At 52.5% G+C, this 15,441-nt stretch carries 15 protein-coding genes and 1 pseudogene; 8 read left to right on the forward strand and 8 right to left on the reverse strand.

The annotated features are described in order from the left end of the window. Window positions 1-261 precede the first annotated feature (261 nt). From O1Q74_RS12650 to O1Q74_RS12685, 8 genes and pseudogenes are all read left to right on the forward strand, one after another. The gene (locus tag O1Q74_RS12650; RefSeq protein WP_271873587.1) at window positions 262-2,391 is read left to right on the forward strand and encodes a tail fiber protein; all 2,130 of its coding nucleotides are present in this window, start codon (window positions 262-264) and stop codon (window positions 2,389-2,391) included. Continuing rightward, window positions 2,391-3,008, forward strand: a complete 618-nt coding sequence (locus O1Q74_RS12655; RefSeq protein WP_271873588.1) for a tail fiber assembly protein — start codon at window positions 2,391-2,393, stop codon at window positions 3,006-3,008. Before O1Q74_RS12650 ends, O1Q74_RS12655 begins: the two co-directional genes overlap by 1 nt. Before the next feature lie 533 nt (window positions 3,009-3,541). Beyond that, window positions 3,542-5,125 (forward strand): cytochrome ubiquinol oxidase subunit I, encoded by a 1,584-nt coding sequence (cydA, locus tag O1Q74_RS12660; protein ID WP_271873589.1) that lies wholly within the window; start codon window positions 3,542-3,544, stop codon window positions 5,123-5,125. Window positions 5,126-5,139: 14 nt separating this feature from the next. Then, window positions 5,140-5,188, forward strand: a pseudogene (locus O1Q74_RS12665) (hypothetical protein); the annotation flags it as partial. A gap of 33 nt (window positions 5,189-5,221) precedes the next feature. Next, window positions 5,222-5,941 (forward strand): cytochrome d ubiquinol oxidase subunit II, encoded by a 720-nt coding sequence (gene cydB, locus O1Q74_RS12670; RefSeq protein WP_271873590.1) that lies wholly within the window; start codon window positions 5,222-5,224, stop codon window positions 5,939-5,941. 19 nt (window positions 5,942-5,960) lie between these two features. After that, window positions 5,961-6,065, forward strand: coding sequence for a cytochrome bd-I oxidase subunit CydX (cydX, locus tag O1Q74_RS12675; protein WP_010295317.1), 105 nt, complete (start codon window positions 5,961-5,963; stop codon window positions 6,063-6,065). A gap of 141 nt (window positions 6,066-6,206) precedes the next feature. Continuing rightward, a complete protein-coding gene (locus O1Q74_RS12680; RefSeq protein ID WP_271873591.1) occupies window positions 6,207-6,572 on the forward strand; it encodes a YidH family protein in 366 nt (121 codons plus the stop codon). Window positions 6,573-6,575: 3 nt separating this feature from the next. Then, a complete protein-coding gene (locus tag O1Q74_RS12685; RefSeq protein WP_271873592.1) occupies window positions 6,576-6,902 on the forward strand; it encodes a DUF202 domain-containing protein in 327 nt (108 codons plus the stop codon). Between the two features lie 54 nt (window positions 6,903-6,956). Here the strand turns inward: O1Q74_RS12685 and fdhE are convergent, their stop codons facing one another. The 8 genes from fdhE to hutX form a co-directional block, all read right to left on the reverse strand. Then, window positions 6,957-7,886, reverse strand: coding sequence for a formate dehydrogenase accessory protein FdhE (gene fdhE, locus O1Q74_RS12690; RefSeq protein ID WP_271873593.1), 930 nt, complete (start codon window positions 7,884-7,886; stop codon window positions 6,957-6,959). Between the two features lie 214 nt (window positions 7,887-8,100). Continuing rightward, the gene (locus O1Q74_RS12695) at window positions 8,101-8,226 is read right to left on the reverse strand and encodes a hypothetical protein (protein ID WP_271873594.1); all 126 of its coding nucleotides are present in this window, start codon (window positions 8,224-8,226) and stop codon (window positions 8,101-8,103) included. A gap of 21 nt (window positions 8,227-8,247) precedes the next feature. Continuing rightward, a complete protein-coding gene (locus O1Q74_RS12700; RefSeq protein WP_271873595.1) occupies window positions 8,248-9,687 on the reverse strand; it encodes an aminotransferase-like domain-containing protein in 1,440 nt (479 codons plus the stop codon). A gap of 120 nt (window positions 9,688-9,807) precedes the next feature. Then, window positions 9,808-10,530, reverse strand: coding sequence for a glutamine amidotransferase (locus O1Q74_RS12705; RefSeq protein WP_271873596.1), 723 nt, complete (start codon window positions 10,528-10,530; stop codon window positions 9,808-9,810). 316 nt (window positions 10,531-10,846) lie between these two features. Then, window positions 10,847-13,276: a membrane-bound PQQ-dependent dehydrogenase, glucose/quinate/shikimate family gene (locus O1Q74_RS12710; protein WP_271873597.1), complete on the reverse strand. Its 2,430-nt coding sequence runs from the start codon at window positions 13,274-13,276 to the stop codon at window positions 10,847-10,849. 396 nt (window positions 13,277-13,672) lie between these two features. Beyond that, window positions 13,673-14,149: a YlaC family protein gene (locus O1Q74_RS12715; protein ID WP_271873598.1), complete on the reverse strand. Its 477-nt coding sequence runs from the start codon at window positions 14,147-14,149 to the stop codon at window positions 13,673-13,675. Between the two features lie 160 nt (window positions 14,150-14,309). Beyond that, entirely contained in the window at window positions 14,310-14,939 is a 630-nt protein-coding gene (locus tag O1Q74_RS12720) for an NAD(P)H-binding protein (RefSeq protein ID WP_271873599.1), read from the reverse strand. Beyond that, on the reverse strand, window positions 14,936-15,430 hold the full coding sequence (hutX, locus tag O1Q74_RS12725; protein WP_271873600.1) for a heme utilization cystosolic carrier protein HutX: 495 nt from the start codon (window positions 15,428-15,430) through the stop codon (window positions 14,936-14,938). Before hutX ends, O1Q74_RS12720 begins: the two co-directional genes overlap by 4 nt. Window positions 15,431-15,441 lie beyond the last annotated feature (11 nt).

Raw genomic sequence — 15,441 nt, forward strand, 5'->3', positions numbered from 1 at the left:
ATTAACGCGCCATTCGCATCAGCTCACAGTGATCAGCAAGCAAAGACATGTTGTCCGCACAATGACTGCCGCTTGTGTGCACTTTCAACTTCAATTTTTAAACTGCGTTACTAAACCCTCGCCATCGCAAAAGGTACTCTCATCATCGTTACTAAAACTGTTTTATAGCCATCGGCACGATGCTGACATCGGCGTAGAAACAGAAAAAAACACCGCAAAGTCGCATCGTAGCGCTATCATCACTCATAGGAACGCATGAAAATGGCGAATTTATCTGAACAAGAAAGCTGGATTGATGGAATTTATCAGCTTGAGACATCGGACCCGGTTGTAGCCGGCCCAGGGGGTATCTCTAACCGTCAGGCTGAGCAATTAGCCAGCCGCACGGCTTATCTGAAAAAAATGCAGGAAACTACGGGTGAAAGTTTGCAGGCACATCTCGCCGCCAGCGATCCGCATTCACAATATGCCCCTAAAAATAGTCCGGCGCTGACGGGAACGCCCACCGCGCCAACAACCGCGCAAACGGCAAACAACACGCAAATTGCCACCACGGCCTTTGTGAAATCGGCCCTTGCCGCATTGGTCAATGGTTCTCCGGCAGCACTGGACACGCTGCAAGAACTGGCGAACGCGTTGGGTAACGATCCGCACTTCAGCACAACCATATTGAATGCGATTGCTGATGTAAAAACTGATGCGGCCAATAAGCTGAATGCCCATGCTTCGGTTCTTGATGCGCATCCGCAATATGCCCCAAAAGCCAACCCTGCATTCACGGGAACCCCCACAGCGCCGACCGCAGCATCCGGTTCTAATGACACACAGTTGGCGACAACGGCCTTTGTGAAAGCTGCCGTAGCCGCATTGGTTAATGGTTCTCCTGCGGCACTCGATACACTGCAAGAACTGGCTACCGCGTTGGGTAATGACCCGAACTTCAGCACCACGGTGTTGAATGCACTAGCGGGTAAGTTGGCAAAAGATCAGAACGGTGCGGATATCCCCAATCCTGCATTGTTCCGTAAAAACATCGGGATAATTGAATCGGCATGGGGCGGAAAAGCCGTGCAATTAAGCGGCGTCAATATTCAGGACTATTTTAAAGCGAACCGCCCGTCAGACTTGTATCAATGCGATTCCGCTAACGTGACGGGGTTACCTGCTGGTTTTGGCCCGAGCATTATTGAATGGAAATCATCGGCTGACGGGTTCGGCGTACTGAGCATTGTCGATGTGACTAATCCGTCCCGAACTGCATGTGTTGTATTGAGTAATGGTAATTGGCAAGGCTGGGTAACGCCTGTCGTGTCTCATGCCAGCACAACTCGCATCCCGACTCGAATCATTGAAATCAATGAACCTAATGTTAATGGGGACTATGTAATCGAGTACGGCGGGACGAACGGTAGTCCATCCTATTGCTATGTTGATTTTCACACAGATGGAAAACCGACAACTGACTACAACGCACGAATGGCTGTGATACCGCCGAAGGATGGAGAAACATTAACATCAGTTAATTTTCTGGCGAGCCAATTATTGGTTAATTATGCGCGAGTGTGGACTGAGAATAACTTTACGTTACCGCTGAGCAAAGAGCACGGCGGCAGCGGCATGGAAACGGGGGCGGTCGGAAACGCAATAGCCTCCAAATTCGCAACTATTGCTGACTGGCTCTATGTTTGCGACCGTTCAAATAACAATTTGTGCGGCTCAGTTGAAGTTGTAGCGGATGAACGCTGGAAGTGTTTTTTGTCTGCACGTCATCGCGCTGGGCAACACGATGGTGCAGATTGGGGATGGGTGCTATCAGATGAGCACATGACAGGATTTTCGTACGAAAACTTTGTTCTGCGCAAAAAAGTTTCAACGGGATGGTTAGACCCAGTAACACTGTTTCATTCAGGAAATCTCACCCCGTCAACCATCGGCGCACTCCCCACATCTGAGTTGGTTGGAATGCCGCAGTTGTTCCCCGGCGCTGTAGCGCCAGCAGGGTGGCTGAAATGCAATGGTCAGCAGTTCGACAAAGCGCAATATCCTATTCTGACCTATCGCTATCCGTCCGGTTTCCTGCCCGATTTACGGGGAGAATTCGTGCGCGGTTGGGATGACGGGCGCGGGGTTGATGCAAGTCGGGCACTGCTTTCAGCGCAAGGTGATGCGATCAGAAACATAATCGGAACAATTGGGCAATTAAATGACCGCGTCAATACAACAGAAACTACCGGTGCTTTTGATGCTAATAGATATACCGGTTCATCAGCTGGCCTTACTGGAGGGCGGGGAGGCCGAATCGTCACATTTGACGCATCAACAGTCGTACCCACAGCTAACGAAAACCGTCCACGCAATATCGCCTTTAACTACATCGTGAGAGCAGCATAATGAGCCACTATTCAACACAAATTAAAAACGCAGAACTGAACGAGCACGGATTAGCCATCAATACCGGATGGATTACCGTTTATCACGTGAATCCGGCGACGCGGGAATACCAGAGCGCCAGCTATGAATATGTGATGCAGGGTGTCGGCTTGCCTGCCGACAGCTACGCAGACGAACCGCAATTGCCGCCAGTTGGTCAAGCCCTGCGCCGCCGTGCGGACGGTAAAGCGTGGGAGCAGGTGCCGGATTATCGCGGCCAGACGGTCTACAGCACGGAAACACGACAGACGCAGACGGTGATGCAATTGGGCGAATTGCCAGAAAATATGACCTCTCTGGCTCCAACCACCGAGTTCGACCAGTGGGATGGAACAGCCTGGGTGACAAACCTTGAGGCGCAGCAACTTGCCGCAACCCAAAACCTACAGCAAGAACTGGCGGCACGGCGTGCAACGGCAACAACCCACATTACCGAACTGAGCTACGCCGTGGACTTAACTATTGCCACGGATGAAGAACAAGAACGGCTAACGCAATGGAAAATGTATCTGGTTGCGTTGAACCGTATTGATCTCACCGCTGCGTCAGTTGTGTGGCCAGTCGCGCCTTCTGCGTAATAACCGGTACCAGTACTTCATTATATAAAGTGTGCCGTATTTAGCGTACGGCACACGCACATCATCCCCGCCTCTTTAGTAAGGATATTTTGATAATTCCCCATTATTTTTATCGCCAAATGTAAAATTAAATAAAAAATTAAACTGTTATATTTATACATCTCAAATCTGTACTATTTTAATTAAATTAAATTTTCCACACCAATAAATATAAAGAGTAAAAATCCAAAAATTGAAGATAAACAAAACAAAAAACCAATATAAAACATTAAATTAAAATATAAAACCAAAACAATGACATTGAAGATAAAAAAACGAATCAATAAACTGTACTATTTATCCTTCAGTTTTTGCACGCTATAATCCCCGCACGTTTTATTCACTATTCATTCTTATCTCACGTCAATCAGTGACGTTAATTTCCGACGGATGCAAATATCGTCGACGGTAATTATTCGCATTTTATTCATCACTATTTATTCCGGCAAGCATCGGAATAACAGCCTTTTCCTGCCTGACGCTAGGAGCCTAACATGTTTGATGTCGTTGAGCTGTCGCGGCTACAATTTGCCCTGACTGCCATGTATCACTTTCTTTTCGTCCCGCTGACGCTGGGATTGTCTTTCCTGCTCGTCATTATGAACACGACTTATGTGTTGACCGGCAAGCAAATCTATAAGGATATGACCAAATTCTGGGGCAAGCTGTTCGCTATCAACTTTGCGTTGGGCGTGGCAACCGGTCTGACGCTGGAATTCCAGTTCGGCACCAACTGGTCTTACTATTCTCACTACGTGGGCGATATTTTTGGCGCGCCGCTGGCGATGGAAGGACTCATGGCGTTCTTCCTCGAATCCACGCTGATCGGCCTGTTCTTTTTCGGCTGGGATCGTCTGACCAAAGTTCAACATATGCTGGTGACCTGGTTCGTCGCGCTAGGCTCCAACTTTTCCGCCCTGTGGATTCTGGTCGCCAACGGCTGGATGCAAAACCCGATTGCCGCCGAATTCAATTATGAAACCATGCGCATGGAAATGCTGAGCTTCGCCGAGCTGGTGCTTAACCCAGTCGCGCAGGTGAAATTTGTGCACACCGTAGCCGCAGGTTACACCGCCGGCGCGATGTTTGTACTTGGGATCAGCTCTTACTATCTGCTGAGAGGCCGCGATATCGCCTTTGCCAAACGCTCGTTCGCGATTGCCGCCAGTTTCGGCCTGGCCTCGGTGCTGTCTGTCATCGTGCTGGGTGATGAATCCGGCTATGTGATGGTGATGGGCGATGTGCAGAAAACCAAGCTGGCCGCGATTGAAGCCGAATGGGAAACGCAGCCCGCTCCGGCTTCTTTCACCCTGTTCGCCCTCCCCAATCAGGAAACGATGCAGAATGACTACGCCATCCACGTTCCCTATCTGCTGGGGCTTATCGCCACACGTTCACTCGACAAACCCGTCGTTGGTATTAAAGACCTGATGGCGCAACATCAGATTCGCATTCGTAACGGCATGACGGCCTATGGTCTGCTGGAGGAACTGCGTTCGGGTAACACCGATCCCGCCGTTCGCACACGCTTTGAAGCCACCAAACACGATCTTGGCTACGGTCTGCTGCTTAAGCGCTATACCGATGATGTCGCCAATGCCAGCGAAAACCAGATTCAGCAGGCAACCAAAGACTCAATCCCGCGCGTCGCACCGCTGTATGTCGCTTTCCGTCTGATGGTGGGCTGCGGCGTATTGATGCTCGGCATTTTTGCGCTGTCGTTCTGGAGCGTCATACGCGGCCGCATGGGACAGCGTAAATGGCTGCACCGCGCCGCGCTGTACGGGATTCCCCTGCCCTGGATCGCGATTGAATCCGGCTGGTTCGTCGCCGAGTACGGCCGTCAGCCGTGGGCAGTCGGCGAGGTTCTGCCTACCGCCATTGCCAATTCGTCTCTGGAAGCGCATGACATCCTGCTGTCGATGGGGCTGATTTGCGGGCTGTATACGCTGTTTCTGATCGCAGAAATGTATCTGATGTTCAAGTTTGCCCGACTGGGGCCAAGCAGCCTGAAAACGGGCCGTTACCACTTTGAGCAACCGACGACACAATCCCTCGCGACACCTGCAAAACCTTAACGGGAGCCATAATAATGCTGGATTATGAAACATTACGTCTGACTTGGTGGGGATTGATTGGCCTGTTATTCATCGGCTTCGCCATCACTGACGGCTTTGACATGGGCGTGGGCATTCTGCTGCGCCTGCTGGGCAAAAACGATACCGAGCGGCGGGTTCTTTGGCCTGTTGAACCCGTTCGGGCTGCTGGCAGGCGTCGTGAGTGTCGCGATGATCGTCGCACACGGCGCCATTTACCTGCAAATGCGCACCACAGACGTCCTTCAGCGCCGCGCGCAAAAAACGGTCCTGATCGCCAGCGTGCTGATGAGCCTCACCTTCTTACTGGCAGGCTTCTGGGTACAGACAGGCATCGACGGCTACATGATTACCTCCACCATGGATAAAGCCGCCCCGTCTAATCCGCTGAATAAAAACGTGGTCCAGCAGGCCGGTGCCTGGTTAACCAACTTTAATGCGCATCCGTCGCTGTGGGCGATCCCCGCACTGGGCGTGATTTTACCGTGGTTCACCTGTCTCTTCTCGCGCGTGAATCGCTGCGGCTGGGGTTTTCTGACCTCATCATTAACGATTGTCTGCGTGATTCTGACGGCAGGAATTACGCTGTTCCCGTTCGTGATGCCTTCCAGCGTCGATCCCAACGTCAGCCTGACCCTCTGGGATGCGACGTCCAGCCAGCTTACGCTTCAGGTGATGACCATTCTGGCCTGCATTTTTGTTCCCACCATCCTGCTTTATACCAGTTGGTGTTATTACAAAATGTTTGGCCGGATCGATGCCCGCTACATCGAAGCGAATAAGCATTCCGTTTACTGACGACTTGAGGAGAAAGAATATGTGGTATTTCGCCTGGATACTCGGCACGCTGCTGGCCTGCGCATTCGCACTGGTCACTGCGTTAGCGGTAGAGAACCATGAAGCGGGCAAAGATGCCCCTTGAGAGAACGAAGCGCCACCATCGGGCGCTTCATCATTTCGTACTGAGACAGTCATCAGGGCAGACGAAACCCGCCAAGGGCGCTAGAATGCAGACGCTGTGCCCAATCGGATGCCCTCTTTTAACTTGAAATCAGACGACGACATGACAACACCCAGACAGGACAAAACACCGTGGTGGCGTCAGGGGAAAACCCCAGACTACCGTTTTTCATTAGCGAATGAGCGCACCTTTCTGGCGTGGATTCGCACCGCGCTAGCGTTTCTTGCGGGTGCCGTGGGTATCGATCAATTTACCGTCCATATCGACCCGCTGGTGCGTCAGGGGCTGGCTCTGCTACTGGTCGTCTGCGCCGCGCTGCTTGGCGCTCTGGCCTATCGTCGCTGGGTCAACAATGAGAAAGCGATGCGGCAGGAAAGCGATATGCCGTATACGCCGATGCTGCTGATCGTGACGCTGTTTATCACCCTCATTGCCCTCGCGCTTGCCGCCATGATCCTGTTCGGGTAGCGCATGGAAACCACTCGCGATCCGGGGCTACAGCCGCAGCGAACCGGCATGGCCTGGACACGTACCCTGTTTGTGATGTTAATCAACAGCCTGCTGTGTTTTCGCCTGAGTATGGTAGACGGCAGTCGTGCCATTTTTGCCTGCGCCATTCTGCTTCTGTGCGTTTCTGCCCTAATGTCGGTGCTGGCGATTCTGCGCTATCGCTTTAACGCTTGCTGTCAGCCCAGGCTATCACGCGCCAGCCACGGCCTGATCGCACTCACATCCGCATCAATAGTGATTACTGCACTGGTGTTATTACTGCATTTTAGCGGCGTGTGGCAGGGGTAAGTTTTCAGAAAGGAAAGGCGGTGAAGCACAAACGCGCCTCACCGATTAGACTAGCTATTCGATCGAACTTTCCGGGAACAGGAAAGGATTGATGCTGCTGCGAGAAAAACCTTCTTCCTCCATTTTCACATCCAGCACCAGCGAAGCCAAATCGTCGGCGACCGCTTCCACTCGGTGATCTTTTTCCTGATAGAGCAATTTCAGATACGTGCCGCAGTGGCCGCAGCTTTCTGCTTTAATCGCGGAATTTTCGCTATCCAGCGACCAATAATTCAGCTCGCTCGACTCTTCACAGTTGCTGCATTTCACCCGCACCATGTGCCATTCGCTCTCGCACAGATTACAGTGCAGATAACGCAGCCCGCTGGAGGTGCCTAATTGCACCACGCCAGAGACAGGAATACTGCCGCACACGGGGCAAAATTGGCGATGTTCGCCGGGTACGGCGCGCGCTTTACCGGGTAACAAACTTGCCATCTGTGCCCAGAACAGCGACAGCGCCGCCCAGATGAACGGGGCTTTATCATTATTTTCAGCACGAAATTCATGTTGCAGCAGCGCGGTCGCGTATTCTTCCAGCTCCTGCTCTGAGGCTTTTTCCAGATTCTCCAGCGTGGATAACACCTGTCCGCTGGCATCCGGTTTCAATTCTTCAATCAGTGCACGCAGCAGCGTATGCCAGTGTGCATCACGCGGGAACACCGCGATATCGAGCGGCGGACGTTCTCCGGACTGTTGCAGCACATCATTCAGGTCAAGCTTCAACGGATGATCGTGCAATACCTTCTGCTGAGCTTCCACCACGCCTGCGGCGAAGGTGAGATAATCCCCCAGCGGGTGATCTTCTGCCAACTGACGCAAACGCTCTGCACGGCTGCTGTACAGGCTTTTCAGGTTGGCAAAAAGCAGCGGAGGGATATGCCCTTCCGGCATTGATTTCTCGTTTTTTTCTAACTGTTCCTGAGGAACAATGCGAATACTCATCAGGGTGGTTTTTCCTGTTATTGATGTTATCTATCCGATAGATTTCGGGGTGCAGGAAGGCCGCCAGCACGGTCCGGGTATAATAGCTAACGCCAATCGCTTAAAGATCGAGATGCACGGTGCGACCACAGGGGTGAGGCCTCCCTGCGGGAACCGTCCCCTGTGTTTCCCCTAAAAACGGGCTTAAATGATCAGCATTCGGGTATCGCTCACCTTAGCGGGGATTATACGCATCCAGCCTGGCGACTTCCTGATTTCCGGCAAGGTTATCGCTGTTTTTAACCATCAGCGCGACCCTCTTCCGCCATGACGGCAACAGTAGCAGAAAAGCGGCAAACATCTCCACACCCCAAAAGGGTGATTAGGCCAAACGCTCGACGATCTGCGCCCGAATCAGCGCCGCTAATGCAATCACACTTTTTTCGCAGCGATCGTCCCATTCATAGGAGGCGTTGAAGCGAAAGTAGCGATCGTATTTATCACCAGTAGTGAACATCTTTCCCGGCGCAATACTGATACCCCGCTCCAGCGCACGGCGATAGAGTTCCGTGCTGCTGACGCCTTCTGGCAATTCCAGCCAGAGAAAATAGCCGCCTTGCGAATGATTAATGCGGACTTCACCCGGAAAGTGTCGGCGTAGCGATTGTAATGCGGTATGTTTACGCTGCTCCAGCGCCCGCCGCAGGCGGCGCAGATGGCTGTCATAGCTGCTGGTTGCCAGATAGTCCGCAATCGCCAGTTGCATCGGGGCGCTGGTTGATAATGTGCTCATCAGCTGTAAACGCTGAATATTTCCCGCATAACGTCCTGCCGCCACCCAGCCGATGCGGAACCCTGCCACCAGATTTTTAGAAAACGAGGAACAGTGTAAGACCGTGCCTTTTTTATCCAGCGCCTTCGCGGGCCGCGGACGTTGCAGACCCGTGTAAAGCTCGCTGTAGACATCATCTTCTACCAGCCCGACACCGTGTGTTTCCAGCATCGCCACCAGCCTCTGCTTTTTCTCCCAGGACAATGTGCAGCCGAGCGGATTATGGAAATTGGTCATCAGCCAGCAGGCTTTGATCGGATAGTCGTTCAGCGCCTGCTGCAATGCCTCAAGATCGATGCCCTGCTGCGGATCGGTTGCAATCGCAATCGCCTTGAGCTTCAGGCGTTCAATCGCCTGTAGCGCACCGTAAAACGCCGGGGATTCGATCACCACATAATCGCCCGGCTCCGTCAGCACCTGAAGACTGAGATTAAGGGACTCCATCGCCCCCGCTGTAATCACAATCTCATCGGGCGAGACAGCAATCCCCTGCAACGCATAGCGCTGGGCGATATTCTTCCTTAAGCTCTCATTACCCGGCGGTAAATTATCCAGCGCGCTGTGTGGCTGCATATGACGCGCTACCGAGGCCAGCGAGCGCGTTAACTGGCGCTGTGGAAAGAGCTGTGGATCGGGAAATGCCGATCCAAACGGCATTACTGCCGGATCTTTGCTGGCCTGAAGTACGTCAAAAATAAATGCGTTAACGTCAACGTCTTCGGTCAGTTGAACGCGCGCCTGCCCCACGGGCGAATGCAGGCTGTCTGCGGGGAGTGTGGACAGCTGTGGTGCCGCGTAATACCCCGACTGTGGACGCGACACAATCAATCCCTGACTTTCCAGCAGCTGATACGCGTGCAACACGGTCATCAGACTCATACCCGAATGCAGTGATTTCTCCCGCAGCGAGGGCAATTTGTCGCCCGGCTGCCAAATCCCTTCCTGAAGCTGCTCACGGATCTGGTGAGCGAGCTGTTCAAACTTTGCCATAGCGCTACAATTTCGGTGGGTGAAGCGGTCATGATTCTTGGCTCTATCGTCACCAATGAGTAACGATAGAGAAGGACGTTTTCTCGCGTATAACGCGTTGTTCGAGGGCTAGTTCGAGGGCTAGTTCGCCGCGTAGCGTTGTACAAAATCCAGCAGGATCTTGCGCGCCCAGACAGGCTCCTGCGGGATGTCCATCATCCGATCGACATCCCAGCCGCCCTGTCGCAGCGCCGCCTCATTATGCCGCAAGCACGTCAGCATGATGTCCGCGCTGAATTCCGGGTGGAATTGCACGGTCAACACTTTATCGCTATAGCGGATAATCTGGCAGCCATCCATCTCTGAGCGCGCCAGCACCTGTGCACCTTCGGGCGGTTCCAGCACGGACTGCTGGTGAGTCAGATAAGCGCCAAACTGCGGTGGATAATCACGCAGTAATGGGTCTTGTGCTGCGGCTTCATTCGTTGTCACAATCTGGACGCCAACTTCCTTACCGTTGGGGTTATCCCCCACTTTGCCGCCCAGCGCATCGGCAAGCAGTTGGTGCCCATAGCACACGCCCAGCAGCGGGATATCGGCGTAATACGCTTCACGCAACCAGCCAGCGGTATATTCGCTCCAGTCCAGTCGATCTGTGACCATTGACCACGAGCCGGAGATCACCACCGCCGCCAGCGTATCAAACGGCGGCAGCGGTTCCCCGAGATCGGGACGAACTACCTGTATCGGCTGCGTGTTACCCTGTACCGCATCGGAAAACCACTTCCCTTGTTGCCCAACCTGAGACGCAATGCCTTCCGGCGGTTGGCCCAACTGAATCACCAGCAATACCTTTTCGCTCATCGTCCTGTTCTGCCCGTCTATTTGAAAATCACACGTTTGAAAAACTATTCATCTTGAAAAACTATTCATCTTGAAAAGCCATTCATCGTGAAAAACGCTTCATCTTGAAAAGCCATTCGGTTGAAAAATCACAAGCCTGTAACGCTCTGTGCCTGCAATGAACGTAGCACTAACGTCATACGATTCCTACCCATGTCATGTGCTGGATAGTGCGTATGCTGGATATGTACATACGCTAGATAGTAAAAGGCCACCTTAACAACAGGCGGCCTTTCATCAACGATTATCGCTTCAGAAGCAACACGTCATGCTTCGATCACGGCAGCCGGTAGGCCACAACGTAATCCCCGCGATCCGGTGAGTTACGCGCGCCGCCTGCCGAGATAACGACATACTGCTTACCATCAACCGGAGACTTGTAGCTGATTGGCGTACTCTGGCTTCCCACTGGCAGTCGAGCTTTCCATACCTCTTTACCCGTTGAACTATCAAAGGCGCGCAGATAGTAATCCTGCGTAGAGGCGATAAATACCAGACCGCCCTGAGTAGCGAGTGTGCCGCCAATCGTCGGCATACCGATCGGAATTGGCAGCCCCATCTTAATGCCGAATGGCCCCGTATCTTTGACCGTTCCCACTGGAACCTGCCAGGCGATTTTCTGCGTTTTTAAATCCACCGCCGTCAGCGTGCCAAATGGCGGTTTCTGGCAAGGAATTTCAATAGGCGACATGAAACGCACTTTCGCATTCACCGAATACGGCGTGCCATCCAGCGGTACCGGACGATCAATGCTGGCAGCTTCGTTACCATCACTTTTCTTACCTTTATCCTCCGCCGACGTCGGTACGAGCTGAACTTCAAGTCCCACTCTCATATCATTGACAAACAGGTAGTTATTCACCGGATCCGTAGAAAGCCCGCCCCAGTTCATGCCACCTAAAGAGCCTGGCAGGTTGAGTGACGGATCGTGTCCCGGCGGGGTAAACAGCCCATTGTAACGTTTAGATTTGAAATGGACGCGGCAGAGCAGTTGATCAAACGGCGTGGCTCCCCACATATCGGACTCTTTAAGAACATCCGCACCAATCTGCGGCATACCGACAGAAACAGGCTGAGTCGGTGAATACACCTCGTTCGGGATCTCCCCCTGTTCAACCTTTCTGTCTTCAACTTTCGTCAGCGGTTTACCCGTCTCGCGATCGAGAACAAACAGTTGACCTGCTTTGGTACCGAACACTAACGCGGGTACGTTTTTGCCATTCTCGCCCGGGAAATTAACGAAAGAAGGCTGCATCGGCACATCAAAGTCCCACAGGTCATCGTGAACCGTCTGGTAGACCCATTTGACCTGCCCGGTGGAAGCATCAACCGCCACCATTGAGGCACCGAATTTACGATCCAGATCGCTACGCTTAACGCCCCACAAGTCGATCGCAGCACTTCCCGTCGGCATGAATACGGTATTTGACTGCGGATCATAGGACATCGGTGCCCATACGTTGGGCGTCGAGCGCGTATAATCCTGACCCTGTGCCGGCTCGGTCGTCTTCTGTGGATTGCCGGGGTCAAATGCCCAACGCAGTTTACCGGTAATCACGTCAAACCCACGCACAACGCCGCCAGGCATATCAATACTGACGTTATCCGCAACCCTGCCACCAATGACGATGGTCGTCCCTGCCAATGTGGGCGCTGATGTCGGATAATATTGCCCCTTATCGCTGCCTTTACCCATGTGATCGCTGAGGTCAACCCGGCCATTGGTGCCAAAATCCTGACAAAATGCCCCGGTATCCGCATCAACGGCAATCAGTTCCGGCGTTACGCTGTTCATCAGGATGCGACGCTGGCAAACCGCACCTGCCGGTACTGAAACCTGTGCTACTGGTGTAGATCCCGGCAGATCGGGCTGCACCAGCGGTTGTGTGGCATCAAAATAAGCCAGACCACGACAGCGCATCCACTTTTTCTGATGAGCACCAATTTCGGTTTTCCATAGCTGTTCACCGCTTGTGGCATCCACCGCGATAATGTTGTTATGCGGCGTACACAGGAATAAACGGTTACCCACTTGCAGCGGTGTCTGCTGATCTTCCGCGCCACCGCCGCCCGGACTTTGCGGCACATCACCCGTGCGGTATGTCCAGGCAACCTGGAGATCTTTCACGTTATCACGCGTGACCTGATCCAAGGCGACAAAACGCGATGCACCGGAAGTGTTACCGTAGTTGCTCCAGTTTTGCTGCTCTTCACCGGGTTTAACAGGCACTAACGGTAGTTGAGCACCGGAAGAAGGCACCGGTGCATGGGGAACAAACATCCCGGCGACAGTGGCAACAAAAGCCAGCGCCAGTACACCAGCAGACAGCCCTGCGGCACGCCAACTCGTCTGCTTGCCCGCTGAATTACGCAAGAGAGGCAATGACAATGCAACCAGAATGGCAATCCCTGCCAGCGTAAGCAAACGTGATACCAGAGGCCAGAAATCCAGCCCCACGTCCCACAGTGCCCAAATAACGGTTCCCAACAAAACGGCACCGTACAAATAAGCGCCGAAGACGTTTTTACGCCAGAGTAATACCCCGGAAATCAGGAGTGCCAAACCGGATACCAGAAAATAAGGGCTGCCCCCCAAACCGATCAGTTTGGTGCCATAATAGGCAAAAAAAGCGCCTATTGCCGTTACGATTAAGCCCAAGATCAGCAGCCAGATACCCTGCAACCTGGACACAAGTGGTTTTGCCATAGAAAATTCCATCAAGATGAGCAAACCCTATCTTCACATCATTTGCCCCACATCTAACACACTGATGAAGAAAGGAATGCATTACGTTAGTGTTTTAGAGAAGCGAGAACGTGGATCGAGAAACCGCATAAATATGCTGGATATATCGTTTCCGCCCCCACTTACATAGCGTAGATGTTTTTTAAAGGGTCACAATCATATTGCATTTTCTTAATAAGAAAATAAAGTTTCTATAACATTTGATTTAATAAGGATTTAACCTTGTTCGGATGAGATATCCGCAAGAAAAATCGAATAATAAAAATTTCTTATAGTGATGATAAATAGAGGGAATATAAATAGCCGTTATTTTATATAAGCGTTCTTTTATATAAAAAGCAGGCTGTTTTATCACATTCAGGCAGAAGGCTGTTGGCGATAGGCCAATGAGAAAACGTCATAGAAATCTACATCGCCTTTCGTACGCTGAATTTTTTCTATCCCTGCTTTCACCGTGGACGGTACCTGCTCATTGCGTAGCAGCTTATCCAGCGTGTCCTGCGATACGTGGCGGATCGTAAACCACTCGCCGTTATAGCACACGCGTAAATCCAGCGTATCGATGTCTTCAAAACGATAGGTCGGGTTAATGTCCATCGACAGTGCCAGCGTCATCACCAGCAGGAATATGGTAAAGCCGATCAGGTACGGCAAACCAAAATAAGAGGCATAAAAGAGGATAATCGCGACCGGCACATAGCTCACCAGCATCGCGGCAAACAGATAGGGGTGAGACTGCATGAATTTGCGACTAAAACGTATTTTATTGTCGCGTTTTTCTTCCCGATTAATCCGTTCGATCTCTTCGGTCAGAAGGCGTTTTACTTCGTCCATCGTCGTCACCATCATGCTTAAGGAATACAACACTGCTGGCGTCGATTAGAACATAGCCACATAAGAGATAACAGATACAGTTTTCGACAGATTGACTATAACAGTTTGCCTGTTACCGGGAGAGATTATCCCGGCAACAGCGATGACATAAGAACGGGGATTACGGAATGGCAGGCAGGGTGAGATCGGGATCGATCAGATTATAGATCTGATTGCCAAACACCGGTTGTTGCAGCAGTTGATCAACCGCCAGCGCCACATCCCAGCGTGACACCAGCCCCAGCGTCGCAGTGCCTTGTGTCAGTTTCGCATTGTGCGTCGCGACCACGTCCAGCAGGCCGCCGGGACGCACAATACAGTGATCCAACGAGCTGCTCTGCAACCAGCTTTCCGCCAGCGACTTCTCACGTACTGCAAAACCAAACGCGGCTCTGGCGCGGGGCGACAACAGCGGCCAGCTATCACCGCAGCCCAGTGACGTCACCAGCAGCATACGCTTGATGCCGGCCTGCTCTGCGCCATCGATCACCGTTCGGTGACCCTGATAATTTACCGTACCTCCACCCATCGTCGATACCACAATAGCAGCGGGGCCCGCCACACGACAGGCTTCCGCTACCGTTTCCGGATCGCAGGCATCGCCTTCCACCACAGTTATTCCCTGCTCACGCCAGTGTTTGGCCTGTTCAGGATTACGCAAGACGAGTACGACCGCCTGCTCGCACTCAATAGCCCGCTGTAATAAGCAGGCGCCGACCCCATTGCCCGCGCCAAAAAGTAACCACGTCATACCCGCTCCGGTTGTAATTCACTCGCCAGCGCGCGGAACGCCTCAACCTGAGCGCTCAGCAGCTGGCGGTGGCTGTCTCGTCCAAGGAAGATTTTAAACATCGCCGCACCGCTGGCATTAAAGAACACCACGGACGCCGTGTCCATCCCCATGAACTTACGCTCAATAAACGCAATGTGCTGACAGCTCGTTGCACGGATATGCCCACTCAGGCCATTTTTACCGCGCAGGTTAAAGTAACCGTGGCGGTGCGTACCGGTTGGCAGCTCGCTCTTGAATTCCAGAATCGCGTCCGCCGTGTGGCTGATGAGCGTCACTTCCCCCCAGGTCGCAATCGTATCCCACACCTGATCGAAGCGATCGCCCGTCGCCAAGGTACGCTGTGCCGCAGGCAAAGCCTCAACCACGGCAAACAGCGAGGTATTGTACTTTCCGGCGATCTCTTCCAGTGTGCCATCAGGGTTGGTTGCCAGTAATTCATTCAACGTCATGGTTGCGTCTC

This window comes from Pectobacterium sp. A5351 (genome assembly GCF_028335745.1).
Classification (GTDB): Bacteria; Pseudomonadota; Gammaproteobacteria; order Enterobacterales; family Enterobacteriaceae; genus Pectobacterium.